Source organism: Isoptericola variabilis 225 (genome assembly GCF_000215105.1).
Taxonomy (GTDB): Bacteria; Actinomycetota; Actinomycetes; order Actinomycetales; family Cellulomonadaceae; genus Isoptericola; species Isoptericola variabilis_A.
Genome location: NC_015588.1, coordinates 1,852,974 through 1,878,193 on the forward strand (window position 1 = coordinate 1,852,974; position 25,220 = coordinate 1,878,193).

Annotated in this window: 22 protein-coding genes, 1 tRNA gene and 2 pseudogenes; 12 read left to right on the forward strand and 13 right to left on the reverse strand. The window is 69.8% G+C overall.

Going from position 1 to position 25,220, the window contains the following annotated elements; translation table 11 throughout:
- Positions 1 to 123: 123 nt before the first annotated feature.
- The 6 genes from ISOVA_RS08635 to ISOVA_RS08660 form a co-directional block, all read right to left on the reverse strand.
- Positions 124 to 1,773 carry a DUF1593 domain-containing protein gene (locus ISOVA_RS08635; RefSeq protein ID WP_013838859.1) on the reverse strand — a complete coding sequence of 550 codons (1,650 nt, stop codon included), beginning with the start codon at positions 1,771 to 1,773 and terminating at the stop codon, positions 124 to 126.
- An 80-nt stretch (positions 1,774 to 1,853) separates the two neighbouring features.
- Positions 1,854 to 2,717, reverse strand: a complete 864-nt coding sequence (locus ISOVA_RS08640; RefSeq protein WP_013838860.1) for a ribokinase — start codon at positions 2,715 to 2,717, stop codon at positions 1,854 to 1,856.
- Between the two features lie 73 nt (positions 2,718 to 2,790).
- The gene (locus ISOVA_RS08645) at positions 2,791 to 3,786 is read right to left on the reverse strand and encodes a D-ribose ABC transporter substrate-binding protein (protein WP_013838861.1); all 996 of its coding nucleotides are present in this window, start codon (positions 3,784 to 3,786) and stop codon (positions 2,791 to 2,793) included.
- 69 nt (positions 3,787 to 3,855) lie between these two features.
- Positions 3,856 to 4,944 carry an ABC transporter permease gene (locus tag ISOVA_RS08650; RefSeq protein ID WP_013838862.1) on the reverse strand — a complete coding sequence of 363 codons (1,089 nt, stop codon included), beginning with the start codon at positions 4,942 to 4,944 and terminating at the stop codon, positions 3,856 to 3,858.
- The gene (locus ISOVA_RS08655) at positions 4,941 to 6,557 is read right to left on the reverse strand and encodes a sugar ABC transporter ATP-binding protein (RefSeq protein WP_013838863.1); all 1,617 of its coding nucleotides are present in this window, start codon (positions 6,555 to 6,557) and stop codon (positions 4,941 to 4,943) included. Before ISOVA_RS08655 ends, ISOVA_RS08650 begins: the two co-directional genes overlap by 4 nt.
- The gene (locus ISOVA_RS08660; protein ID WP_013838864.1) at positions 6,554 to 7,219 is read right to left on the reverse strand and encodes a DUF2291 family protein; all 666 of its coding nucleotides are present in this window, start codon (positions 7,217 to 7,219) and stop codon (positions 6,554 to 6,556) included. Before ISOVA_RS08660 ends, ISOVA_RS08655 begins: the two co-directional genes overlap by 4 nt.
- Before the next feature lie 165 nt (positions 7,220 to 7,384).
- Here ISOVA_RS08660 and ISOVA_RS08665 point away from each other — a divergent pair, with 165 nt between their 5' ends.
- The 9 genes from ISOVA_RS08665 to ISOVA_RS08705 all read left to right on the forward strand — a co-directional run bounded on the left by ISOVA_RS08665 (position 7,385) and on the right by ISOVA_RS08705 (position 17,195).
- Positions 7,385 to 8,479 carry a nucleoside hydrolase gene (locus tag ISOVA_RS08665; RefSeq protein WP_221927807.1) on the forward strand — a complete coding sequence of 365 codons (1,095 nt, stop codon included), beginning with the start codon at positions 7,385 to 7,387 and terminating at the stop codon, positions 8,477 to 8,479.
- An 81-nt stretch (positions 8,480 to 8,560) separates the two neighbouring features.
- Positions 8,561 to 9,826 (forward strand): ABC transporter substrate-binding protein, encoded by a 1,266-nt coding sequence (locus tag ISOVA_RS08670; protein ID WP_013838866.1) that lies wholly within the window; start codon positions 8,561 to 8,563, stop codon positions 9,824 to 9,826.
- Positions 9,827 to 9,993: 167 nt separating this feature from the next.
- Complete coding sequence (locus ISOVA_RS08675; protein ID WP_221927808.1) at positions 9,994 to 10,827, forward strand: carbohydrate ABC transporter permease; 834 nt, start codon at positions 9,994 to 9,996, stop codon at positions 10,825 to 10,827.
- A 119-nt stretch (positions 10,828 to 10,946) separates the two neighbouring features.
- Complete coding sequence (locus ISOVA_RS08680) at positions 10,947 to 11,732, forward strand: carbohydrate ABC transporter permease (protein WP_221927809.1); 786 nt, start codon at positions 10,947 to 10,949, stop codon at positions 11,730 to 11,732.
- 96 nt (positions 11,733 to 11,828) lie between these two features.
- Complete coding sequence (locus ISOVA_RS08685) at positions 11,829 to 13,244, forward strand: FGGY-family carbohydrate kinase (RefSeq protein ID WP_013838869.1); 1,416 nt, start codon at positions 11,829 to 11,831, stop codon at positions 13,242 to 13,244.
- Between the two features lie 59 nt (positions 13,245 to 13,303).
- Positions 13,304 to 14,293, forward strand: coding sequence for a sugar phosphate isomerase/epimerase family protein (locus ISOVA_RS08690; protein ID WP_013838870.1), 990 nt, complete (start codon positions 13,304 to 13,306; stop codon positions 14,291 to 14,293).
- Positions 14,290 to 15,207, forward strand: a complete 918-nt coding sequence (locus ISOVA_RS08695; RefSeq protein ID WP_013838871.1) for a transketolase — start codon at positions 14,290 to 14,292, stop codon at positions 15,205 to 15,207. The genes ISOVA_RS08690 and ISOVA_RS08695 overlap by 4 nt, the downstream gene beginning before the upstream one ends.
- Entirely contained in the window at positions 15,204 to 16,154 is a 951-nt protein-coding gene (locus ISOVA_RS08700) for a transketolase family protein (protein WP_013838872.1), read from the forward strand. Before ISOVA_RS08695 ends, ISOVA_RS08700 begins: the two co-directional genes overlap by 4 nt.
- A 60-nt stretch (positions 16,155 to 16,214) precedes the next feature.
- The gene (locus tag ISOVA_RS08705) at positions 16,215 to 17,195 is read left to right on the forward strand and encodes a sugar-binding transcriptional regulator (protein WP_013838873.1); all 981 of its coding nucleotides are present in this window, start codon (positions 16,215 to 16,217) and stop codon (positions 17,193 to 17,195) included.
- An 85-nt stretch (positions 17,196 to 17,280) separates the two neighbouring features.
- Here ISOVA_RS08705 and ISOVA_RS17240 read toward each other — a convergent pair whose 3' ends face one another.
- Complete coding sequence (locus tag ISOVA_RS17240) at positions 17,281 to 17,823, reverse strand: substrate-binding domain-containing protein (protein ID WP_081474832.1); 543 nt, start codon at positions 17,821 to 17,823, stop codon at positions 17,281 to 17,283.
- A 277-nt stretch (positions 17,824 to 18,100) separates the two neighbouring features.
- Positions 18,101 to 18,526: pseudogene (locus ISOVA_RS17650) on the reverse strand (LacI family DNA-binding transcriptional regulator); the annotation flags it as partial.
- Positions 18,527 to 18,556: 30 nt separating this feature from the next.
- Here ISOVA_RS17650 and ISOVA_RS08720 point away from each other — a divergent pair.
- A protein-coding gene (locus ISOVA_RS08720; protein ID WP_391540512.1) for an IS3 family transposase occupies positions 18,557 to 19,860 on the forward strand; the annotation gives its coding sequence in 2 pieces (ribosomal slippage) (positions 18,557 to 18,908 and positions 18,908 to 19,860; 1,305 coding nt in all).
- 39 nt (positions 19,861 to 19,899) lie between these two features.
- On the opposite strand, the pseudogene istA reads toward ISOVA_RS08720, so the two are convergent.
- The 4 genes and pseudogenes from istA to ISOVA_RS08740 form a co-directional block, all read right to left on the reverse strand.
- Positions 19,900 to 20,751 (reverse strand): annotated as a pseudogene (istA, locus tag ISOVA_RS08725) (IS21 family transposase); the annotation flags it as partial.
- 50 nt (positions 20,752 to 20,801) lie between these two features.
- On the reverse strand, positions 20,802 to 21,209 hold the full coding sequence (locus ISOVA_RS08730) for a hypothetical protein (protein WP_013838877.1): 408 nt from the start codon (positions 21,207 to 21,209) through the stop codon (positions 20,802 to 20,804).
- 174 nt (positions 21,210 to 21,383) lie between these two features.
- Positions 21,384 to 21,455 (reverse strand) — tRNA-Val (locus tag ISOVA_RS08735).
- Between the two features lie 87 nt (positions 21,456 to 21,542).
- Positions 21,543 to 22,409, reverse strand: coding sequence for an aminotransferase class IV (locus ISOVA_RS08740; protein WP_013838878.1), 867 nt, complete (start codon positions 22,407 to 22,409; stop codon positions 21,543 to 21,545).
- A 132-nt stretch (positions 22,410 to 22,541) separates the two neighbouring features.
- On the opposite strand from ISOVA_RS08740, the gene ISOVA_RS08745 reads away from it, so the two are divergent.
- Both ISOVA_RS08745 and ISOVA_RS08750 read left to right on the forward strand, forming a co-directional pair.
- Positions 22,542 to 23,039: a hypothetical protein gene (locus ISOVA_RS08745; protein ID WP_013838879.1), complete on the forward strand. Its 498-nt coding sequence runs from the start codon at positions 22,542 to 22,544 to the stop codon at positions 23,037 to 23,039.
- 10 nt (positions 23,040 to 23,049) lie between these two features.
- A complete protein-coding gene (locus ISOVA_RS08750) occupies positions 23,050 to 24,603 on the forward strand; it encodes a multicopper oxidase family protein (protein WP_013838880.1) in 1,554 nt (517 codons plus the stop codon).
- Here ISOVA_RS08750 and ISOVA_RS08755 read toward each other — a convergent pair.
- A complete protein-coding gene (locus tag ISOVA_RS08755) occupies positions 24,587 to 25,210 on the reverse strand; it encodes a dihydrofolate reductase family protein (RefSeq protein WP_013838881.1) in 624 nt (207 codons plus the stop codon). The genes ISOVA_RS08750 and ISOVA_RS08755 overlap by 17 nt on opposite strands.
- Positions 25,211 to 25,220 lie beyond the last annotated feature (10 nt).

Sequence of the window (25,220 nt, forward strand, 5' to 3'; positions counted from 1 at the left end):
CGCACGAGGCCCCGGGCCAGCACGTCCCGCGGTGTTCGAGGGGGACACGGCGAGCCCCGACCCCCGGGCGTACGCGGCGGGCGCCCGTTCCGCACGGTGACGCCCGCCGCGAGAGCCGGACGGCTACTCGATCGTGATCACGACCTGGGCGTAGCCGGTGAGGCTGTGTGTTCCGTCGTCGGTGGCAATCAGGGTCAGGACGATCCGCTCACCGGGGTTGGCGTCGGCCGGGACGGTGATGAACGCGTTCTGCGCCGTCCCCTGACCCGCCAAGCGGATCGCGGGTTCCGAGTCGACCGTGCTCGCTTCGGTGTAGACGGACCACTCGCGGGTCACGTCGTCCCCGTCGGGGTCGCGGACCAGCGAACGCACCTTGACCGTGCTGCCTGGCGTGGCGGTGAGGTCTTCGTCGCTGAGGGAGACGACCGGAGCATGATTCGCCTCGTCGAACGAGGTGACTCCCCAGTCGGCACGAGCGGCGAAGTCGTCCTGCGCGTCCGGGACCCACCGGTACAGCGAGTAGGCGGGTTCCGCCGACCCGGTGACGGGGTTGTAGTCGCCCTGGGGGGAGAACTGCGTCGGGTTCGAGGGACTCGGCGCGAAGCGTCCTCCCCAGCTCCCCAGAGTGGGGTCGTCGAGGAACCGCAACCCGTTGTCGATGAGCGGGAGGAAGGCCGGAGTGTCACCTTCGGAGACCATGTCGTACTTCTCGTAGGGGCCGAGGAAGTCCCACATCCGCCAGGTCTCGAGGTCGTAGACCACCCCGGCGAGACCCGGCTGCCAGCCCGGCGCGTCGGACTCGCCGTTCAGGTACCGACCGTCGCCGATCAGGTGAAAGTCCTCCAGCAGCGGGCCGTGTTCCCAGATGTGCTCCGTGAAGAACGGGTGCTTGTAGTAGGACTTGATCTCCTGGGGGATCCGCGTGTTGTCCTTGAAGCCGCCCCACGCGGTGAAGGTGAAGCCCCAGTTGAAGACCCGGATCTCGGGCCAGCTGGGACCGATGTAGTCGGCGTAGGCGTTGTCCTGGTTGCCGATCGTCGCGATGACGGCCTTGTCGATCACCCGGTTCCGGATGCTCGGCCACTCGGGGGTGCCTTCGTACTCCTCTTCGATGGACTTGAGAGCCCGCGCGATGGTGTTCTGACCGCCCCACGCCTGCAGCCAGACGTCCCGCTCGTCGTCGTCGAGCAGGACTTCCTTGATGAGGTCGGAACCGGGAGTGTCGGCGCTGAAGTCGTTCTCGAAGTTGACGTTCCCGACGGCGACCTTCGCGAGGAGTTCCTCGGCCGACGGATAGTTGGGGTCGTGCTGGCGCAGGTTCGGGAGGATCTCCCCGTACTTGGAGATCTTGTCCTCGATCCACGGGTCGGGGTTCCAGCGCCATGTCGTAGCGTCGCGGGAGTGCTCCGGCGTGCCGGCGGTCTGGCCCCGGAAGCTCGTGATGATGCCTGCGTCCTGGGCACCGCTCAGCGTGTGGACGCCGTCGCCCTTCCAGTGGTGAACCGAGGACGAGTACACGATTCCGTCGACGTCGATCTCGTTGGTGTAGTAGAGGAATCGGGTGAACGAGTTCATGTCGTCGAGCTCGCCGTCGGTGGTGATGACGGTGCGCGGCAGGGTTTCGCGGTCGATCGTCGGAGGCAGTGGGGAGACGGCCGCGGCAGTGCCTACCGGCCCCACGAGCCCGAGCCCTGCCCCCACCGCGAGAGCGCTCACGTGGCTCACCACGCGCACGAGGCGCGTTCTGCGCGTGTGCTGTTCGTCCATCGTCATATGAGACTCCTTCGGCTCGGCATGTCCGATCAGACATGCGCTCGATGTCCGCACCTCGGTGTACGGGCAGACCTAGAGGACTAGGTGGTCATGGCGTCCTGTGCACCGGGTCGTGTGACGGCCTCGGCGGCTGCATCGCTCGCCTGGTGTGCGGCTTCGACGAGGTCCATGCCTCGGGCGAGGCCCGCCGCGAGCACGCCGCAGTACGTGTCGCCGGCACCTGTGGTATCGACAGGCTCGACAGGTCGCGCAGGGACGTGCGCGATTGGTGCATCCCGACACGCGACGAGGCTGCCGCGCGGACCGAGGGTCACGACGACGGCTGGGACTCGTTCGAGCAGCGTGGCAGCGAGGACGTCAGGGTCGGCCGTGGATCCCGCGAGCTGTGCCGCCTCATGCTCGTTGACGACCAGGACGTCGATCTCGCTCCAGAGCACCGCCGGTATGTCCCGGGCGGGTGCCGCGTTGAGGACGAACCGTGCCGGTCGGGTGCGTGCTCTCGCCGCCGCTGTAATCGCGTGGAGCGGGACCTCAAGCTGTGCGAGCACGACGTTCGCGGATCGGATGCGGTCGACCTGGTCCGGGCCCAGGTCGAGTGCCTTGTTGGCACCGGGAGCCACGACGATCGTGTTCTCGCCGGCAGGTGTCACGGTGATCAGGGCGACCCCCGTCGGCGCGGCCACCCGTAAAACGTGCGCGGTGTTCACGCCCGCGCGCTCCAAGGAGGCGAGCAGTACGTCAGCCGCATCATCGTGGCCGAGAGCTCCGACGAAGATGGTCTCCGCTCCCCCGGCGCGCGCCGCCGCGCAGGCCTGATTGGCGCCCTTGCCCCCGGGAGTACGACGCAGGTCACCGCCCAGGACGGTCTCGCCGGCGGCGGGGTGATGGGGCACCCGGACGACGAGGTCGAGATTGGCGGATCCGACCACTGCCACGAGCGCCATGCGTGCTGCCTCCTCGTCCGGAGACGTTCCGAGGGGGTCGCAGCCGGTGTTGCTCGACCCCCTCGGTCCGGTCTCAGCCTTCCAGCGCGAACAGGGTGTACTGGTCGGCGTTGTCCGCGTTGATGAGCACGCAGTCGACGGACTGCTTCTCCGGCTGGCTGGCCTCGCCGGTGCGGATGAACTCGTCGGCCTGCTCGACGGCCATCTCGGAGATCTGCACGGCGGGCTGGAGCCCGGTGGCGAGGAGCTTGCCCTCCTTGATCGCCTCGACGGCGTCGGGGCTGCCGTCGAAGCCGGCGACGATGATCTCACCGGTCTTGCCGGCCGCCTCGACGGCCGCGACCGCGCCGAGGGCCATGGTGTCGTTGCCGGCGATGATTCCCTTGATGTCGGGGTTGCTCTGCAGGATGGTCTCGGTCTTGGTGAAGGCCTCCTGCTGGTCCCAGTTCGCCGTCTCCTGGGCGACCTTCTCCATGTCGGGGTACTGGGACAGCACGCTGTCGAAGGCCTGCGAGCGGACGCCGGCGTTCGTGTCGGACTCCTTGCCGGTGAGCTCGACGTACGTGCCCTCACCGCCGAGCGCCTTGGCGAACTCCTCGGCGACGAGCGCCGCGCCCTGGGAGTTGTTGGCGACGATCTGGGCGGTCGCCAGGCCGGTCTCGTTGATCTCCCGGTCGATGAGGAACACCGGGATGCCGGCCTCGACGGCCTTGCGGACCGGGCCGATCGAGGCGTCGGCACCGGCGTTGTCGAGGATGATCGCCTTCGCGCCGTTGGAGATCGCCGCGTCGATGAGCTCGGACTGCTTGTTGGGGTCGTCGTCGTGCGATGCGGCCGAGGTCTCGTAGCCGAGCTCCTCGGCCTTGGCGACGGCGGCGTCTGCCTCGGCCTTGAAGAAGGGGTTGTCGTGCGAGGGTGTGATGACGGCGATCAGGCCGCCGGCCTCACCACCCGCAGCCTCCGACTCTGCGGTTCCGGCTCCGGGCTCGGCCGCGCTGGAGCATCCGGCGAGCATGAACGCCGCTGCACCCGCGGCGATGATGGCCCGGAAGGCCTTGGTCCTGTACATGCGTCCTCCTGTGACGTCGTCGTCGTGACGGGGTTGAACTTCTTCGGATCGGGTGGGTGTCGTCGGCGGCTAGCCGGCCGCGACCCCTGTCTTGGGCTCGTGCTTGACGTTCGCGGCCGCGGCTGCGGCGACGTTGCGCCGCTTGAGGCGCTGCTGGCTCTGGTCGAGGATCACGGCGAGCACGATGACGGCGCCCTTGATGACCATCTGCCAGAAGGTGGAGACGCCGACCATCACGAGTCCGTCGGACAGGAAGCCGATGACGAAGGCGCCGACGATGGCGCCCCGGACGGTTCCGCGGCCGCCCGCCAACGACGCACCGCCGATGACCACGGCCGCGATGGCGTTCAGCTCGTAGGTCTCCCCGGCCTGCGGGGCCGCGCTGGTGAGCTCGGAGGCGATGATCAGACCGACCATCGCGGCGCAGAATCCCGAGATCATGTAGACGGACATGGTAACGCGGCGAACAGGTACGCCGGACAGCAGCGCCGCACGCGAGTTGCCACCGGTCGCGTAGAGCCAGCGGCCGAACGGCGTGTGACGCAGCAGCGACCAGACCACGACGATGAGCAGGGCCATGATCCAGATCGACACCGGGATGCCGAGGATGCGGCCGGTGCCGAGGAACCCGAACCCGGTGTTCCCGAGCTCCTCCGAGCCGCTCAGGCGGGGGAACGTCGATCCGTTGGAGATCAGCAGCGCCGCGCCGCGCGCGACGTACATCATCCCGAGGGTCGCGATGAACGGCGCCACGTTGAACCGTGTGATGAGGAAGCCGTTCAACCATCCGACGAGCGACCCGACCGCCAGGGAGGCGGCGATCACCGCCCACACCTGCGGGTAGAGCGTGACGTCGAGCGAGGCAATCTGCCATCCCTGCAGCAGCACGCCGGCGACGATCCCGGACAGGCCGACGATGGAGCCGACCGACAGGTCGATGCCGCTGCTGATGATCACCAGCAGCATGCCGAGGGCCAGGATGGCGTAGATGGCGACGTGCCGCGTCATCGTGATGAGGTTCGCGCCCGTGAGGTAGTTGTCCGACAGGGACGCGAAGATCACGATGATGATCGCCAGGGCGATGAACGCTCGGGCCTCGAGCAGGATGGAACCGATCTTGAGGCTGCGCTGCGGGCCGTCCGCGGCGGTCGTGTTCATGCCGAGGCTCCGTTCAGGTCGTGCGTCGTGGACGTCAGGTCGTGCGTTCGGTCAGCACCGCTCGGGGTGGCGTCGTCGGAGGCCGCCATGAGGTCCTCCTGCGTGGTGGTCGCCGGGTCGAACTCCTGCACGAGCCGGCCGCGGTTCATCACCAGGACCCGATCGGCGGCGTGCAGGGCCTCGCTCAGCTCCGAGGTCGCGAACAGGACCGCACGGCCCTGGCGCGCCTGCTCGGCCATCAGCGCGAAGATGTCGGCCTTGGCCCCGACGTCGATGCCGCGCGTCGGTTCGTCGAGCAGAAGGACGTCCGGCCGGGTGAGCAGCATCTTGGCGATGACGACCTTCTGCTGGTTGCCGCCCGACAGCGACCCGATCGCCGCTGCGGGGCTCGAGGCCTTGACCGTGACGTCCTTGATCGCGTCGCGGACGGCGCTGCGCTCGTCGCGGTGCGCGAGGAAGGGCCCTCGCAGGAAGCGGCCGATCGACGCGAGGGACATGTTCTCGCCCACCGACATCGGCTGGACGAGTCCGTCGCGCTGACGGTCCTCGGGCACCAGCGCGAGTCCGAGTGCGATGCGGCCGGCGATCGTCTCGTGGGTGACGTCGCGACCGTCGACGAGCACCGTGCCCGACTGCGGCGCCAAGCGTCCGGCGAGGGTCTCGAGGAGCTCCGTCCGGCCTGCTCCCATGAGCCCGTAGATCGACACCACCTCGCCGGCATGGACCGTCAGGTCGAAGTCCTCGACCGCGAGCCGGCTCGGGTTGCTAGGGTCGGCAACCGTGAGGTCGCGAACCTCGAGGAGCGGCCGGCCGCGCGGCGCGCCCATCGGCGGGAAGAGGTCGTCGGGGTTGCGCCCGACCATGTTGGCCACGACCCAGGGCAGGTCGACGTCGGCCGCCGACGCGGTCGCCACGAGCGATCCGTCACGCAGCACGACCACGTCGTCGGCGATCTCGAGCGCCTCGTCGAGGTGGTGGGAGATGTAGACGACGGCGACACCGCTGGCTGTCAGCTCGCGGATGACCTTGAACAGCACGTGCACCTCGGCGCTCGACAGTGCGGAGGTCGGCTCGTCCATGATGAGGACGCGCGCGTCGAGCGAGATCGCTCGCGCGATCTCGACGATCTGCTGCTGGCCGAGGCGCAGGTCGCCGACATCCTGACGTGGGTCGATCGGCTCCTCGAGCCGCTCGAGGAGCCCGGCGACGATCCGCCGCTGGCGGGCCGTGTCGACGAAGGGCCCCCGACGGACGATCTCGCGCCCCATGAAGATGTTGTCCGTGACCGAGAGGTTCGGGCACAGGCTCAGCTCCTGGTGGATGATCGCCACGCCGTGGTCGACGGCGTCCACCGCGCTGTGGAACGTGACGGGGCGCCCGTTCAGCGTCAGCGACCCGGTGGTCGGCTGCTCGACCCCGGCGATGATCTTCATGAGCGTCGACTTGCCCGCGCCGTTCTCCCCGAACAGGGCTGTCACGGCTCCGGCCCGCACGGAGAAGTCCACTCCGCGCAAGGCGTGCGTGCCGCCGTACACCTTGGTGATGGCCTCGGCGCGCAGGACCACGTCGTCGGCAACCACGTTCTCGAAGCGCGCCGTTCCCGCGATCGTCATGATGCGACCGCCATCTCGACGGGCGTGATGATGATGACCTCCGGGTTGGGCCCGTACGCGAAGGCACCGGTCACGGTGACCTGGCGGCCCTCGGCCGCGGCGGGGTCGAAGTCGGCGAGCACCGACTCCTTGACCTTGTTGTTCAGCTCCGTGGCGGCGTTGGCGTACTCGATCTGGTTGAGGAAGTCGTTGAAGTCGATCAGGCCCGTGGCGTCACGCAGGGCGGTGCCGTTGATCGCGGGCCCGATCTGCACCATCACCCGCACTCCCTCCGGCAGCCCCTCGACCTCGAGCGGCAGGTAGGTTCCGTCGACAGCGCCCGCCGTTCCGGTCACGGTGGTCGCGTAGGACCAGGGCGAGGTGCTGCCGGCGCGGTGGCCGTGCTCCTCGCCGGCGGCGTCGGGGTCGGCCACGATCTGCGGCAACAGCTCCGTCAGCGGGACGGCGTTCTCGACGATCGCAGGCACGACCTCGGCGTCGTAGCGCTCCTCCGCGTACTGCACGGCGTCGAACGCCGCGTCGCCCCCCGCTGCCGCCTCGTCGCCTGCACGGACCACCTTCGTGGTCGCCGCCGCGCCGGCGAGCAGCGCGACGAGGAGGATGCCCAGGATCACGGCCGGGCGCAGGTACCACGCCTTCGCCGTCGGTCGGGCGACACTCATCTGCTGGTTCCTCTCCGTCGAGGTGCGCCCGACCGAGCGTCAGGGCGCATATTCATTCTGCGGTGAATGCTGCTGGCCTCACGCTAGGGACGGGCAAGGGCCATGTCAAGGAGGCGACTCGAAATCTCCCGCCCGGTCGGTTTGCGTTGACAATGCCGAAACCCCGTGTCTACGCTGCGGACTCAACATGCACGCGTGAATGAAGATGCGATGGAGCAACCATTGACCCGCATACCCCACCCGGCCGACCGTCAGGCCGGCCCCACGAAGCGCTGGCGGCTCGGTGAGTCCCCCTGGCGCACCACGCCTTTCCCCGCCCCGCGCTCGCGGGTGATCATCGACAACGACTTCTCCGGGGACCCCGACGACCTCTTCCAGCTCGTCCACCATCTGCTGTCCCCGTCTGTGGAAATTCCGCTGGTCGTCGCGTCGCACCTGCGACCCGACGACCCGATGGACCCGGGGCCGGACACCGCGGCGAACGCGCACGCAGTGCTCGAAGACCTCTTCGCCCGGATGGGGTTGGAGTCCACAGAGCGCATCTACCGGGGTGCCTCCCAGGCGATGACGGACACCGCCACACCGCAGGACTCGCCGGCCGCCCGGGCGATCATCGCCGAGGCCATGCGCGACGACGTGGCGACACCGCTCTTCTACGCCGCCGGCGGCGGACTCACCGACCTGGCGTCGGCCTACCTTCTCGAGCCTCGCATCGCACAACGGCTCACCCTGATCTGGATCGGCGGACCCGAGCACGACGGCTTGGCGATCCCCCCGGTCGACGCGATGCCGATCGAGTACAACCTCCTGATCGACGTCCCGGCCGCGCGGGTGCTGTTCGACGCACAAGACCTGACGATCTGGCAGGTCCCGCGCAACGTGTACCGCCAGTGCCTGGTCTCCGACGTTGAGCTGCGCCGGCGCGTCGCCACATGCGGCGATCTCGGCACCTACCTGTACGAGGAGGTCGCCTACGAGCAGCAGCGAGTGCACGAGTACGGCCTAGAGGTGTGCGAGTCGTACGCCTTGGGCGACTCGCCCCTGGTGCTTCTGACGGCGTTGCGCTCGACCTTCGAGGCCGACTCATCCTCGTCCTTCTATGTGGAGAGACCGACGCCCCAGCTCACCGCGGAGGGCGCATATCGCACGGTTCGCGGCTCCCGGCCCATGCGCGTCTACACCCAGGTGGACGTACGGCTCATGTTCGAGGACTTCTTCCTCAAGCTCGACGAGTTCGCCCGCTGGCAGGCGGACTCCTAGCCCGACGAAGCGGCCGCACCCAGAGCGGGGCGACAGCGGCGCCGGAACGACACGCGACAAAACATCACCATGGAGGCAAAGGTGCTCAGCAAGAAGACGATCGCCGCATCGGCGGCGATCGGGGCGATGGCCCTCACCGTCGCGGCGTGCAGCGGCGGCAACCAGGGGTCGGAGAACGGTGGTAACGAGGTCACCGTCTGGACCCTTACCCAGGACGGCTCGCAGAAAGAGGCGTGGGACGCATTTGTCGCGGCATTCGAGGAGGCGAACCCGGACATCACCATCGTGACCGAGGAGCGCGCCACCGATCCGCACAAGGACGCGCTGCGCCAGGCGGCCGGCACCGACGCCGGCCCAGACCTCTACCGGTACTGGGGCGGGGCAGGGCTCGGCGGCGAGCTCGTCGATGTCGGCATGAGCGCGGACCTCACCCAGTACTACGAGGAGTACGGCTGGGCCGACGTGCTCACGCCTGCCGCCTTGCAGAACGCCACGCAGTACGGCGGCTACCACGGCGTCCCGTTCATTCAGGCGACGGAAGCCGTTTTCTACAACAAGGCGCTCTTCGAGCAGGCCGGGATCACCGAGGTCCCCACCACGTACGAGGACCTCGTCGCGGCAGCACAGCAGCTCAAGGACGCCGGCATCACGCCGATGGAGTTCGGTGGAACCGTGAACTGGCACGTCATGCGACTGCTCGACTCGCTCATCGAGACCATGTGCGGTGCCGAGAAGGCGGACGAGCTCACCCAGGGCGACGGCGACTGGGGCGCCGAGCCCTGCGTCACCGAGGCCTTCACCGAGCTGAAGATGTGGGGCGACGAGTACCTCAACGAGGGCTTCATGGCGATCAGCAACGACGACGCCTCGCAGCTGTTCTTTTCCGGCCAGGCCGCGATGACCATCGAGGGCAACTGGTTCGGCCCGATGGCGATCGACGCCGGGATGTCTGCCGAGGATCTGGGCATCTTTTCCTTCCCGACCGGGACCGGCCGCGCGTACGGCTTCGGCGAGCTCCTGTACATGACGCCGAACGCCAGCAACCCCGACGCGGCCGCCAAGTTCCTCGACTACATGGTGTCGGTCGAGGGCCAGGAGAAGCTGGGCACGGCCTTCTCGACGCTGTCGGTGAACGCCGACGTCGAACCGCCGGCGGACGCACCGCTCACCCAGGAGTGGCAGGCGATCGTCTCCGAGGCGGAGGGGGCGTACATCAACAACGACCAGAACTTCTCCACCGCCGAGACGACGGAGTTCTGGCGGGTGCAGAATTCCGTGCTCACCGGAGACCTCGACCCGGCCGACGCGGGCGCCGAGTTCCAGAAGTGGCGTGACGCCAACGAGTGACCGCCGTCCCAGGGGGTGGGTGCGATCCCGCGCCCACCCCCGGGCCCGGTCGAGGAGCCGACATGACCGTACTTACTTCACCAGCTACGCGTCGGCGGGCGCCCGCGGCCGCCCGCCGACCGAAGCACCGACGCTTCCTTACCGCGCTGCCGTACCTGCTCCCAGCCGTGGGGATCTACGGGTACTTCATCGTGTACCCCATGCTCGACTCGGTCCGGCTGTCCCTCCATTCCTGGTCCGGCTTCCGCACCGAGGAGCCGCAGTTCGTCGGCCTCGAGAACTACGTGCGGCTCTTCACCCAGGACCCGGTGTTCTGGAAGTCGTTCGCGAACTCGATCATCTGGGTCGTCCTGTCCCTGCTGATCCCCATGGTCATGGGTCTGCTGCTTGCGCTCGCGCTCAACCGTCAGCTCGCCGGCCGGAACCTGATGCGTGCGGTGATCTACATCCCCTCCGTGTTCGCGTCAATCACGGTGGCCGCGATGTGGCGGTGGATCTACAACCCCACTCTCGGCCTGGTGAACCGGGCGCTCGAGAGCATCGGGCTCGAGTCATGGACCCAGACCTGGCTCGGTGACCCGAGGATCGCGCTGTACTCCATCTTCGCGGCCTCCGTGTGGCAGGCCGTCGGATTCCCGATGGTGCTGTTCCTGGCCGGCCTCCAGACGGTTCCGCCGGAGCTCGTCGACGCCGCCAAGATGGACGGAGCGAGCCCCTGGCAGGTCTTCCGCAACGTCACCCTGCCAGCACTACGGCCCACGACGGTCGTCGTCGTCATCCTCACCATCATCAACTCGCTCAAGGTCTTCGACCTCATCGTCGGCATGACCGGCGGCGGCCCGGCCCAGTCGACGCAGGTGCTCGCGCTCTGGTCGTACACGCAGTCGTTCACCAACCACAGCTTCGGGGCCGGCGGTGCAGTCGCCACCGTTCTCCTCGTGCTCTCGCTCTGCCTCGTCGTCCCCTACATGGCGTGGTCGATGAAGGGAGAAGACAAGTGACAGACAGGGTCGCGACGCCCGTAGCGGGCACGGCCCCCGCCGGTCGGCTCGACAAGCTCCCCGCGCCCCAACGCGGTCGACGGCGCAACTACGGTGGGATCGCCCTCTGGGTGGCTCTGGTGATCACGAGCCTGCTCTGGTTCCTGCCGTTCTTCATCATGTTCCTCACGTCGGTCAAGTCCAACGCTGACATCAGCGCGACCGCACCATGGGCGCTGCCAACCTCGTGGGCGTGGGAGAACTACGCCGAAGCGTTCGAGACGGGACGGCTCGGGACCACTGGCCTCAACAGCCTCGTGATCTCGCTCGTGAAGGTTCCGATCGGCCTGATGCTCGCGGCCGCAGCCGCATTCGCGATCGCGCGCCTGCGCTTCCGGGCGCATCGCATCGTCCTCGGCCTCATCGCCATCGGGTCCATGGTGCCGATCCAGATCGCGCTGGGACCGCTCTTCAGCACGATGCTCCAGCTCGGCGCGCTCGACTCGCTGCCCGGCCTGGTGCTGCCCTACCTCGCGTTCGGGATCCCCTACGCGGTGTTCGTCCTGTACGGGTTCTTCCGTGCGATCCCCGATGAGATCGAGGAATCCGCACGCATGGACGGCGCATCGACGTTCCGCATCTTCATCCAGGTGATCCTTCCGCTGGCCAAACCGGCACTGGCAGCGCTGTTCATCCTCGACTTCGTCGGCACCTGGAACGAGTACGCGATGGCCACCACGCTCCTGCGATCTCAGGAGAACTGGACCGTCCCGCTCGCAGTCCAGAGCTTCTCCACCCAGCACGGCACCGACTACGGCCCGCTGAACGCATTCATCATCATGTCCGCCGTACCTGTGCTGATCGTCTACCTCATGTTCCAGCGCTACTTCGTCCAGGGAGCCCTCGCAGGCGCGGTAAAGGGCTGAACCCCGCAGCGACTGCACGCGGATCTCAGCCCAAGAAGACGGCAGACGAGACAAGATCCAAGGAGAAGCAATGGAGCCATCCACGGAGGACCGGGCATGACCGTCGTGGTAGCCCTCGATCAGGGCACGACAAACACCAAGGCGCTCGCGATCGATGTCAGCGGACGGGTTGTCGCCAAGGCGAGCGCGCCGGTCGGCATCACGACGCCCGCCGCGGGCAGCGTCGAGCAGGATGCCGAGGAGATCTGGACGCGCTCCGTCGACGTCCTCGCACGGTGCATAGACGAGGCGGGTGCGTCGTCGGTGGTCGGGCTCGCGATCGCCAACCAGCGGGAGTCGGTCGTCGCCTGGGACCGCTCCACGGGCGCTCCGACAGGTCCCGTCCTGAGCTGGCAGGACTCGCGGACCGCCGAGTGGTGCGCGACGCTGGGGGACGCCCAGACCGTGGGGCTTGTTCAGGGGCGCACCGGCTTGCCGCTCGACCCCATGTTCAGCGCCCCCAAGATGGCATGGGTCCTGCGCGACGCCGACCCGAGCACCGTCGTGGGGACGGTCGACTCGTGGTTGCTCTGGAACCTCACCGGGAGTACCGAGCACGTCATTGAGGCGGGAAACGCCTCGCGGACCCTGCTCTATCGCCTCGACAAGCTGTGCTGGGACGACGACCTGCTGGCGCTGTTCGGTATACGACCGTCTGCGCTGCCCGAGCCTCGCCGGTCCCACGGGCCGTTCGGACGCACCGCCTGCGAAGGTCTGCCCCGGGGGCTCCCAGTGCTCGCGGTGCTCGCCGACTCGCATGCCGCGCTGCGCGGACACGGCGGCGGGACACCCGGGATCGTCAAGGCCACCTACGGCACCGGGTCGTCGGTCATGCGCGGCACCGGATCCGACCTCGAACACCGCCAGGGCATCGCGACGACACTGGCGTGGCTGGACGAATCTCCGACGTACGCCCTCGAGGGCAACATCCGCTACTCCGGGTCTGCTCTGGAGTGGACCGCACGCATGCTGGGACTGCCGGGGGCTGTCGCGCTCGGCGAGCTTGCCGCACAGGTGCCGCACGCCGGCGACGTCGCGTTCGTCCCAGCGTTCGGCGGCCTCGGCGCGCCGCATTGGGATCCCTCCGCCGTCGGAACGATCACCGGGCTCGGCGCCCGCAGCACGCCTGCCCACGTCGCCCGTGCAGCCTTCGACGCGGTCGCCCACCAGGTTGCCGACGTCGTGCAGGCCATGGTCGCCGACACCTCACATGGTCGGCTCCGGGCCGACGGCGGGGCGACGGCCTCACGACTGCTCATGCAGACGCAAGCGGATGTTCTCGGCTGCCAGGTCGACGTCGCCGCGACCGAGGACATGGCCGCCTACGGTGCGGCGCGCGCAGCGTTCTCCTCCCAAGGCGTAGAGATCCCACCCGCCCCCGCCGGAGGGCTATACGTCCCCCGCAAGGATTCCTCGGACCGCGACAGGGCACGCACCGCATGGGCGCGCGCCGTGGCGCGCGCCCGCTACTGACAAGCCGTAAGACCACCTGCTAGGTTCTCCTGAGAATCTGAGATCGGAGATGAATCAATATGTCCCAGCCACGATTCGGCGCCGGGCTCTGGCACTTCGCCAGCTACGTCGACCGCTACGCCGTCGACGGGTACGCCCCGCCCGTGACCACGCTCGAGGCCATCGCTCGCGCCGGTGAGGTCGGCGACCTCTCGGTCGTGGACCTGAACTACCCGTTCACGCCCGGTGTCGGGCTCGACGAGGTCAAGGACGCGCTCAAGGAGGCCGGCCTGGCCGCCATCGGCATCACCCCGGAGATCTACCTGCGCAAGTTCGGCCGTGGCGCGTTCACCAACCCCGACAAGGCGGTGCGGCACGCCACCTATGACCTCATCGACGAGGCCGCCGGCGTCGTCCGCGAGCTCGGTGCCGACTACGTCAAGGTCTGGCCGGGCCAGGACGGCTGGGACTACCCGTTCCAGGTCAACCACCACGACCTGTGGAAGCTCGCCGTCGACGGCATCCGGCAGGTCGCCTCGCCGCACCCCGACCTCAAGTTCGCCATCGAGTACAAGCCCCGCGAACCGCGCGTGAAGATGACGTGGGACTCGGCCGCCCGCTCCATCCTCGGCATCCAGCAGACCGGCCTGGACAACGTCGGCGTCCTGCTCGACTTCGGTCACTCGCTGTACGGGGGCGAATCGCCTGCCGACGCCGCACAGCTGCTCATCGACCACGGCCTCCTCTACGGCATGGACGTCAACGACAACCTGCGCAGCTGGGACGACGACCTGATGGTCGGCACGGTCCACCTGACGGAGATCTTCGAGTTCTTCTACACGCTGCGCATCAACAACTGGGACGGCGTGTGGCAGCTCGACCAGTTCCCCTTCCGCGAAGACACCGTCGACACCGCGCGCACGTCCATCCGCTTTCTCAAGGCGCTCCACCGCGCACTGGACGAGCTGGACTACGACGGACTCCGTGAGGCCCAGGAACGGCAGGACCCCATCGCCGCGCAGCGCCTGGTCCAGGACGCGCTGCTGAGCTGCATGAGGAGCGACAAGTGACCGTCGAAGAAGACCTCGTACCCACCCTGCAGCCTGGTGCCCTCAAGGACGTCGCCCTCCCGGTCATCGGACGCACCCCTCCTGGCGCGAGCCGCGAAGACGTCGTCGCACACCTGCGTGAGGCCGCCCGCCTTGTCCGGGCCCAGGACCTCAAGATGGTCCGCGCTGCGGGCCTCGGCCACATCGGCGGCGAGTTCTCGGTCATCGACATCCTGGTCACCTTGTACCTGCACTCGATGAACACGACGCCGGACAACCTCGACGACGCCGAACGCGACCGGTTCATCCTGTCCAAGGGCCACGCCGCCGCCGCGCTCTACACCACGCTCGCCGCGGCCGGCTTCATCCCGGTCGACCAGCTCTCGACCTTCATGCAGCCGGAGTCCGAGCTCAACGGCCACCCCGCCCGCACGAAGCTCGCCGCGGTCGAGGCCAGCACCGGGCCCCTCGGGCACGGACTGCCCATCGCCGTCGGCACGGCACTGGCCGGCAAGATCGACGGCTCCGCCCGCCGGACCTTCGTCGTCGTCGGCGACGGGGAGCTCCAGGAGGGCTCGAACTGGGAGGCCCTCATGACCGCCGGCCACCACCGCATCGGGAACCTCTGCGTCGTCGTCGACCGCAACCGGCTGCAGCAGGGTGCCCGCGTCGCCGACACCAAGGACCTCGAGCCGCTCGCCGACAAGTTCACGGCGTTCGGGCACCAGGTGCTCGAGGTCGACGGGCACGACCACGCCGCGCTCGTCGACGCGTTCGCCTCGGTCCCCGCCGCCTCGGGCAAGCCCACGGTGGTGATCGCCCACACGAACAAGGGCCACCCCATCTCGTTCATGTCGGACAACGTGGCCTGGCACCACAAGGTGCCCAGCCCCGAGCAGGTCGACGCCGCACTCGCCGAGCTGGAGAACTCATGACCACCACCGCACCCGCAGCGCTCCATGACTGCCGCGACGCCTACGTCGGTGCTCTCGTGGAGCTCGCCGCAGAGGACGACCGGATCGTCGCGGTCGTCAACGACTCCGTCGGCTCCAGCAAGCTCGCGCCCTTCGCCGAGAAGTACCCCGAACGCCTGATCAACGTCGGCATCGCCGAGCAGGACATGGTGGGAGTCGCCGCGGGCCTGGCGAACGGGGGCAAGATTCCGTTCGTCTCGGCCGCGTCGTGCTTCCTGACGGCTCGTGCGATGGAGCAGATCAAGGTCGACGCCGCCTACTCGAACCATCACATGGTCCTGTGCGGCATGAGCCCGGGCATGGCCTACGGGGAGCTCGGTCCGACGCACCACTCGATCGAGGACCTCGCGTGGCTGCGCACCATCCCTGGCCTGACCGTCGTCGTCCCGGCGGACCCCGCAGAGACGGCCCAGGCCATCCGCTGGGCGGCCGGCCACGACGGGCCCGTCTTCGTCCGGGTCTCGCGCATGGGAGTCCCCGACGTCAACCCCGGCGGCTACGAGTTCACGCCGGGCAAGGCCGTGACGTTGCGGGAGGGCTCGGACGTGACGATCGTGGCCACCGGGACGGTCGTGTCCCGTGCGCTCGAGGCGGCGGACGTGCTCGGTGAGAACGGTGTCAGCGCTCGGGTGATCTCGATGCCGACGATCAAGCCGCTCGACTCCACGGCGATCCTCGCCGCCGCGGCCGAGACGCGCGGGATCGTCACGGTCGAGGAGGCGCTCACCAGCGGTCTCGGCGGCGCGGTCGCGGAAGTGGTGGTCCAGCAGCACCCTGTGCCCGTGCGCTTCGTCGGTGTCCGTGACCAGTTCGCGCCGACCGGTTCGGTGGGATGGCTCCTCGATCATTTCGGGATCAACTCCGAGGGAATCGTCCGAGCCGCCAAGGATCTGCTCGATCGCGTCTAGCGGGCGCGCCCTACCATTGCATCACCGGTCGATCCCGAATATCTGGCGCAAGGAGCTCCCGTGGCGACCAGCCTGACCTCATCGACGAGCCGCCGACAGGCAGCCGGCGAGCAGATCCGCCTCATGGCCAAGGTCGCGCGCATGTACCACGAGCGCGGGATGCGCCAGGCCGAGATCGCCGCGGAGCTGCACGTCTCACAGCCGCGCGTATCGCGGCTGCTGAAGCGTGCCACGGAGGTCGGGATCGTACGCACCACGGTCAGCGAACCGGCCGGAGTCTTCACCGATCTCGAGCAGGAGCTGGAGTCCCGCTACGGGCTCACCGAAGCCGTCGTGGTCGACCCGGGCGGCGACGACGAGCTGCGGGCACTGGGGAGCGCCGCGGCGCTGCACCTCGAGACGACGCTCATCGGCGGCGACTCGATCGGCATCTCGTCGTGGAGCGCGTCCCTCCTCGCGGCAGTCGAGGCGCTCCGCCCGTTCAGCTCCCAGGTGGTCACCGACGTCGTCCAACTCGTAGGCGGCGTCGGTGACCCCCGGGTCCAGGTCGACGCCAGCCGCCTGCTCACCCAGCTGGCGACGGCGACCGGCGCCGAGCCGATCTTCCTGCCCGCCCCCGGACTTCTCGGCAGCCGCCGCGCACGCGAGTCCCTCATGGCCGACTCGACCGTGCTGCAGGTCAGCTCCCGCTGGCCCAACCTGACGATGGCGATGGTCGGCATCGGCGCCCTCGAACCGTCGCCTCTCCTGCGGCGCTCCGGCAACTCCATCGCCGAGGAGGACCAGGAGAAGCTCCGCATCGCCGGTGCCGTGGGTGACGTGTGCCTCCGCTTCTTCGACGAGGACGGCGACCTGGTACCCAGCGACCTCGACGACCGCGTGATCGGAATCGAGCCCGACGCCCTGCGCGCCATTCCGCGGCGGATCGCCGTCGCCGGCGGTGAGCGGAAGATCGCTGCCATCCGCGGCGCTCTGCGCGGACGGTGGATCAACGTCCTGGTGACCGACGTCAGAACGGCCCGCGCACTGCTCTCCGAGTAGGGGGCCGGACAAACCATGTCGCCGCTGCTCACCTGCGCGGCACGCCGCGGCGGCGCGCGACGTCGCTAGGAGCTCCTTCGCACCTTCAGGTCCGGCGGAACACGACGTCGCGCGGCTCGCGGCCGGGCTCCGCGATCTCCTGGAGCAGCAGTCGCGCGGCGGCGGTGCCAATCTCGGTGATGGGCTGACGCACGGTCGTCAGCGGCACGGCCGCCATGGCGGCGAACGGGATGTCGTCGTACCCCACGACCGCGATGTCATCGGTCACCCGCACGCCGGCCTGCAGGAGGGCGTCGATGATGCCGATCGCGTGCAGGTCGTTCGTCCGCGCCGGTCGGACGTCAGCCCGGCGACCCAACGCCCGGTCTCCCCGGCCCACGTCGATGTCGAGATCCCGGGAGCGGACCACCTCCAGCGTCACGTCGGGCAAGGGGCTCACGACGTCACGGCACCCGTCGATGCGGGCCTGCACCTGACGCACCCCCTCCGGGCCGGCGGCGAACAGGAGCCGCCGGCGCCCGGCGGAGACGAGGTGACGGGTGGCGAGGCGACCACCGTCGCGGTGGTCCACCGACACCGAGGACAGCCGCCGCTGCGGGTCGTCGTGGTCGACCACCAGGTGTGCCATGCGCCCGGCGTCGGCGCAGCGGCTCGAGATCGTCGTCGGACGGGGCCGCGATGACGCCGTCGAACCGCAGCTGCTCGAACAGGGTGAGGAACTGCTCCTGTTGCGTCGCGGACTCGTGAGAGCTCCCCGTCACGACGGCGAGGCCCGCGTCGGCGACCACCCGCTCGACGGCGGTCGCGATGCCGGCGAAGTGCGGATTCGAAGCGTTCACCACCGACAGGCCCACGATCCCGCTGCGCCCGCGGCGCAGCTGACGGGCAGGCATGCTGGGCACGAAGCCCAGCTCGGCGATCGACGCCCCGACGCGAGTTTTCATACGGCTCGACAGCCGATCCGTCCAGTTGAGATAGTTCGACACCGTCGCGGCGGACACCCCAGCATGGCGGGGGACGTCGTGGATCGTGACCGGGTCGTGCATCGTGGAGGGCTCGACCGATCCGGTGCACGACGACGACCGGTCTCGCGATCTCACGACATCTTCACCTGGGCATAGAAGGGCCGAGTCGCGCCGTCGATCAGCGCGTCCGACGCGATGCGCACTGAGCCCATCAACCAGACGTCGCTGGACGAGGCGCCCAGCAGAAATCCAGCTCACCCGACTCGACCGCCAACGCATGTCGGTGTCGAGGAGTCCGGGTCGACCTCGCTGAGCTCGAGACGGTGGGGGCCTGACCCCGGTTCTTGGACACGCTGATTCCAGCATCTGCTGGGGAAGCGAGATGATTCAGTAACCATGGCCAGGAAGAACTACTCCGAGGAGTTCCGTCGTCAGGCCGTCGACTTGTACGAGTCCACCCCGGGGGCCACGGTCCGCGGGATCGCCGAGGACCTGGGCATCGTGCGCGGCACGCTGCGCGGCTGGCTTGAGGTGTACGGGACGGGCAAGAAGACGGCCGCGGACGGGACGGTGATCTCCAGCCCGCTGCGCTCCGTGCCGCGAGCGACGAGCCCGTCAGGGCCGCCTGCGGACGAGACGCCGCAGCAAGAGATCGCCCGGCTCGAGGCGGAGAACACGGCCCTGCGGGCCGAGCGGACGAAGCTGACGACCGAGCGGGAGATCTTGCAGAAGGCGGCCAAGTATTTCGCCGGGGAGACGCGCTGGTGAGTCGCTTCCAGTTCGTCGCCGACCATGCCGCCACCTATGCCGATCGCGGCGGGGTGAAGCGACTGTGCGAGCTCGTCGAGGTGACGCGCTCGTCGTACTACGCGTGGCAGGCGGGTGCGCCGGCACGGGCCGAGCGGGCCGCCGCCGATGCCGCGCTCACTTCACGGATCGCCGCGATCCACGCCGCGGACAACACCGTCGGCGCGCCGCGGGTGACCGCCGAGCTCAACGAGGGTGCACCCGCCGGTGAGCGGGTGAACCACAAGCGGGTCGCGCGGGTGATGCGCTCCGCCGGGATCGCCGGGTACGTCAAGCGGCGCAAGGTGCGCACCACGGTGCCCGAGCTGGCCGACCAGGCCGTGCCGGACCTGCTGGGCCGGGACTTCACCGCCGAGGGGCCGAACCGTCGCTACGTCGGCGACATCACCTACCTGCCGATCAGCCCCGCCTCGGGCGGCGGGAACCTGTACCTGGCGACCGTGATCGACTGCTACGTGATCGACTGCTACTCGCGCCGTCTGGTCGGGTGGGCGGTCGCCGATCACATGCGCACCCAGCTCGTCGCCGACGCCCTGCGCGCGGCCGCCGCCACCCGGGGCACGCTGGCCGGGGCGATCTTCCACTCCGACCACGGGTCGGTCTACACCTCGAAGTCCTACGCCGACCTGTGCCGGTCTCTCGATGTCACCCAGTCCAGGGGAGCCGTGGGCACCAGCGCGGACAACGCCCTCGCGGAGTCGTTCAACGCCACCCTCAAACGCGAGGTCCTACAAGACGCGGCCTGCTGGCCCGACGAGGCGACCTGCCGCCGCGAGGTCTTCCGCTGGATCCTGCGCTACAACAACCGGCGCCGACACTCCTGGTGCGGCTACGCCAGCCCCATCGACTACGACAAAGCCACGACGACCGCTACGCTCGCCCATGCTGCGTAAACCAACCCCCGTGTCCACGAAATGGGGTCAAGGCCCGACGTCGGTGTCCCACCGCTGGACCGGCCGGCAGCCCAGGGACCGGTGATGACGCCCGTTCGCCCGGACCAGCCAGGTCGTGAGCTGGGCGTTGAAGTCCGCGGCCGAGGTGAACGTGCGCCCGGGCAGGAACGAGGTCTCGAAGTACCCGTTGGCGCGCTCGACCAGACCCTTGGCCTCCGGGTCGCCCGGGCGGCACTGACGCACCCCGATGCCCAGGGTCCCGCGGAACACCTCGAACTCCTCGGCGAGCCTCGGCCGACCGGCCCGCCAGGAGCCGACCGCGGCCTCGTTGTCCCACACCAGCTCCCGAGGGACCGCACCCATCTGCTGCAGCAGCTGCCAGTGCCCCAGGATCAGGTCCGGAGCCTGCCGCGAGGGGATCATCACCGCGAACAGCATCCGCGAGTATCCGGCCGTCATCACCAGCACCGGCGGAGAACCGACCTGCCCCGCGCCGAGCGGCACGTCCGCCGGCGGGAACCACAGGTCGCACTGGACCCGGTGCCCCGGGTCATAGGCCGTGCGCGTGGCAGGGTCCGGCGGCAGGTAGTACGGGCGGATCTCACGCACCCGGTCCTCCAAGACCGTCAACGACCGCGTCCACCCGATCCGCTCGGCGATCACCGTCGCCGGCATGTCCGGCGTCTTGCGCAACAGCTCGCGGATCGCCGGCTCGACCGCGTCCACGATCGACCCCTTCGACGCCCGCTCATACCTCGGCGGCTCATCGCGGGCCAACGCCCGGCGCACCGCGTTCCTCGAGACACCCAGTCGGCGCGCGATCGCCTTGATCGCCATCTTCTCGACCCGGTGCAGCCTGCGGATCTCCGCCCAGTCCTCCACGGTCATCACCCTCCTCAGCGTGGCCGAAGGGGGGTCCGTTTTCGGCCGTCGCTCAGGGGTCAGTTTTCAGGCGTCGGCGACAGCCATGTCTGCACGACCGCGGGCGTCACGGACGCCAGTGCGGCGTTCCCCAGGTTGGTGCCCGTGATGAACCGCGTCCGATAGCTTTCGTACTCCTCGCGCGTGCGGGGTGAAAGGCTCCGTACGGCCAGTTGCTCAGCGGCGTACAGGTCGACGGAGATGACCGTCTCGGCGACCACGCGTTGTGGCAGTGGCCTCCGCTCGCCGCGCGCGATCAGCCGCTCCTCGCGCGCCAACCAGACCTCCGCATCGAGCTTCGTCGAGAAGGTCTTGGAGTAGCGGAACCCGTCGGGCCCCTCGTAGCGCGCCCGCCAGCCGGTCGTCTTGCCCGTCCTGGCACTCTTGCGCCGCTCGGTCTGTCCGAAAGCTCGTCTCGTACGCGCCATGCCGCATCGCCTCCCACAGACTCCAGGTGTTCATGACTCCCGGTCCGTGGGTCTCTGGTGGGTCTGAGAAAGACCCACAGAGGCCGTCTGAGTCCACGTGTGACCACCTGACCCAGACATGCGAAGGGCCCCCTGACCTGCGATGTCGCTGGTCAGGGGGCCTCTGCGCAAGGGTGGGCGATACTGGGTTCGAACCAGTGACCTCTTCGGTGTGAACGAAGCGCGCTACCACTGCGCCAATCGCCCGAACGCGTCACCGATATTAGCCTCAACCCGGCCGAGGACTCAAACCGGACGGCCGCGGTGTGGCGCACGCGACGCGCGCCGGCCGCCTCAGGGGTCGAGCCGCTCCCGGCACAGCTTCTCGAACAGCTCGCGAGCCGCCGCCGAGACATCGCCCACGGCGACGTCCGCGCCGTCGAGCCAGGTCACCGGCTGCACGTTGCGCCCGGACGACGTGAGCACGAGCTGCGCCTCCCCGCGCGTCACCTCGTCGAGCACCGAGAACGGCAGCTCGCCGTCCGTGGCCTCGCGCACGGGCAACCCGGCCTCGGCGCCCCACTCGAGCAGCAGCGCGCGGGTGATGCCCGCGAGGCAGCCGGAGGCGAGCGTCGGAGTGACGAGCTCTCCCCCACGCTCGACGAACACGTTGGACCCGGTGCCTTCGCACAGGTCGCCCACCGTGTTGGCAAGGATCGCCTCGTCGCCGCCCTTGGCCACGGCGTCCGCGAGCGCCACCACGTTCTCGGCGTAGGACGTCGTCTTGAGGCCCGCGACGGCGGAGCGCTCGTTGCGCGGCCACGGCGAGCGCACGGAGCGCGAGGTCGGAGCCATCGCGCTCTCCTGCACGGCGACGACGACGGTCTGCGCGCCCGGGACCCGGCCGGAGCCGAGCGGCCCGACACCGGCGGTGACGGTGATGCGCAGGCGCCCGTCGAACGGGCCCCTGGCCCGGACGGCCTCGTCGAGGACGGCGGCGACGCCGTCGCGCACCTTCTGCTCGTCGGGCGCGGCGAGGCCGAGCCCCGTGGCGGAGCGGGCGAGCCGCTGCAGGTGCCGCGTCAGCGCGAACACCTGCCCGTCGAACACCGTGCACGTCTCGAAGACGCCGTCGCCCACCGTGACGCCGTGGTCGACGGCGCTCAGCGCGGCCTCCTCCTGACCGACGAGGCGGCCGTCCGCCCAGATCACCAGACTCATGCGCCCAGTCTGCCCGACGCCGCACGGCACGCCCGAACTTCACCCGCGGACGGCGTCACGAAGGGCGGTCCTCTCCGCTCCCATCACGCGTGGGCCGTGTCCGAGACGACCCGTCATCGAAGGGTGGTTCCCGTGAGACAGGTCTTCCGCACGCTGGCGTTCCTGGTCGCGATCGGCGTCGTCGTCCAGGCGGCGGTCATGGTCTACGCCGTCGCAGGCCTCGGTCTGTTCATCGAGGACGGCGGAGTCCTCGACCGCGCCGCGATGGAGCAGTCGATGGCCGGCGACATGCTCTTCCCCGAGCAGATCGGCCTCATGCTCCACGGCATGAACGGGATGATGGTCATCCCGGCGCTCGCCGTCCTGCTGCTGATCGCGTCGTTCTTCTCGGGCATCCGTGGCGCGTGGAAGTGGGCGCTCGCGGTGCTCGCGCTCGTCGCGCTGCAGGTGACGCTCGGGCTCGCCGGGCACAGCGTCCCGTTCCTGGGTGCGCTGCACGGCGTCAACGCGCTCCTGCTGTTCAGCGCCGCGCTGTACACGGGCTGGCGCGTGGCGGCGCGGGGCCGGGCGCGCGCGGCGGTCGAGACCGAGCCGCCGGCCGCCCCGGCGGCCGAGCGCCTTCCCTCCTGAGGCCGCGACGATGGCGGCCGCCCGGCCGGCGATCCTGGGACGCGTGGTCGCCGGCGTCGCGGCGGCCGCCGTCGTCGTACCCGTGGGGTGGTTCTGGCAGGCGAGCCTCGTGCCCGCCGAGTACTCCGTGATGGACATGGGCACGTCCGACGCGGGCAGCGGGCCGCGCGGGCCCGGGGTCGTCCTGGGCGCGGGCGGCGGCGGCCACCCCGGGCACGGGCACGACGGCGGCGCGCGGCTCGCGGTGGACCAGCTCGTCGAGGAGCGCACCGGACCGCCCGACGTCGCGGTCACACTCGTGGCCCGTGCCGAGCGCGTCGAGATCGCGCCGGGCGTCGAGGTCGACGCCTACACGGTCAACGGCAGCACGCCCGGCCCGACGGTCCGCGCGACGCAGGGCGACCTCGTCGAGGTCACGTTCGTCAACGAGAGCGTCCCCGACGGCGCCACGCTGCACTGGCACGGGATGGACGTGCCCAATGCGGTCGACGGCGTCGCGGGCGTCACGCAGGACGCCGTCGGCCTCGGCGAGGAGTTCACGTACCGCTTCGTCGCCGAGGACGCCGGCACGTACTGGTACCACTCGCACCAGGTCTCGCACGAGCAGGTGCGCCGGGGGTTGCTCGGGGCCGTCGTGGTCGGCCCCGCGCCCGACGCCCCGGCGGTCGCCGGACCCGACGTCGCCGGGCTGCTGGAGCACGCCGTCGACGTCACGGCCGTCGTGCACCAGTTCGGCCCGCACCGCACGGTCGCCGGCGTCGCCGGCGACCTGGCCGTCGACGTGCCCGCCGGCGGCGCGGCGCGCGTCCGCGTCGTCAACACCGACGACGGCACCCTGCCGGTGTGGGTCACCGGGTCCGCCTTCCGCCTCCTGGCGATCGACGGCACCGACGTGCACGCCCCGCCCGAGGTGCGCGAGCAGGCGGTGTCGCTCACCGCGGGCGCCCGCGCCGACCTGCTGGTCACCGTGCCCGACGACGGCACGCCGGTCCGCGTCGAGCTGGGCGGCTCGGCGGCGGTCGTCCTGGGGCCCGCCGGCGCCACCGCGGAGCCGACGCGCCGGCCCGAGGCGACGCTCGACCCGTTGACGTACGGCGAGCCGGCCCCGCTGGGCCTGGACCCTGCCGCCGCGGACCGCCACTTCACGTACACGATCGGGCGGCGGCCCGGGTTCGTCGACGGCCGCCCGGGCATGCAGTGGACCGTCAACGGCCGCACCTTCCCCGACGTGCCGATGTTCACGGTGCGCGAGGGCGACGTCGTGCGGATGACCCTCAGCAACGCGAGCGGCGAGGCGCACCCCATGCACCTGCACGGCCACCACGTCGTCGTGCTCGAGCGCGACGGCGTGCCGGCGTCGGGCAGCCCGTGGTGGGTCGACTCGCTCGACGTCCGGCAGGGCGAGACCTACGAGGTCGCCTTCGTCGCCGACAACCCGGGCGTCTGGATGGACCACTGCCACAACCTGCCCCACGCGGCCGAGGGTCTCGTCGCGCACCTCATGTACGAGGGGGTCACGACGCCGTACCTCGTCGGCCGGGGCACGGTCAACCGGCCGGAGTGAGGCCTCGGCGCCGGTACACGAGGTGGGTCACCTCGGGCGCGCACCGCGCGCCCACGGCCTCGAGCTCGAGCCGGCCGACGCCGTCGAGCAGCCGCACCGCGCCCTCGAGCCCGAGCACCACGGGCGCCACGTGCAGCCGCAGCTCGTCGATGAGGCCCGCGGCGAGGAACTCGTTGACCGTCGTGGCGCCGCCCGCGACGGCGACGTTGCGCCCGCGCGCGGCCTCGCGCGCCCGGGCGAGCGCCTCGTCGAGGCCGCCGGTGACGAAGTGGAAGGTCGTGCCGCCCTGCATCTCGAGCGGCTCGCGCTCGTGGTGCGTCAGGACGAACACGGGCGCATGGTAGGGCGGGTCCTCGCCCCACCAGCCGCGCCAGGCGAGGTCCCACTCGCCGCGGCCGGGGTCGAACATGTTGCGGCCCATGACGAACGCGCCGGCGTCGGTGATGGCGGCGATCTCGGCGGCGTGGTCCTCCGCGTGGTCGAACATCCACGAGTGGAGCTCCTCGCCGTCGCCCACGCCGTCGCCGAACGGCTGGTCGAGGGACTGGTTCGGCCCGGCGGAGTAGCCGTCGAGAGAGATGGTGATGTCGCAGGTGACGTGGCTCATGCGCGGTGGA